A 229-nucleotide genomic window follows, 5' to 3' on the forward strand; every position below is an offset into this window, starting at 1 on the left:
TTATTTTTGAAGGTAATGTAACCCTTGGTAATAACGTACAAATAGGTCCTAACTGTGTACTTAAAAACTGTACCATAGGCGATAACGTTGTAATAAAAGCGAATACCCTTATTGAAGATGCAAGCGTAGCGGCTAAATGTACCCTTGGCCCATACGCTCGCCTTCGGCCAGGTGCGGTAATGGAAGAAGACTCGCACATTGGTAACTTTGTAGAGATGAAAAAAACCCG

The 229-nt window shown here is 41.9% G+C and carries 1 pseudogene; it reads left to right on the forward strand.

From position 1 onward, the window contains the following. Positions 1 to 229 (forward strand): annotated as a pseudogene (glmU, locus tag SB756_RS36225) (bifunctional UDP-N-acetylglucosamine diphosphorylase/glucosamine-1-phosphate N-acetyltransferase GlmU); the annotation flags it as partial.

Origin of the sequence: Pseudomonas sp. SIMBA_068 (genome assembly GCF_046534705.1) — a bacterium.
GTDB classification, from domain to species: Bacteria; Pseudomonadota; Gammaproteobacteria; order Pseudomonadales; family Pseudomonadaceae; genus Aquipseudomonas; species Aquipseudomonas putida.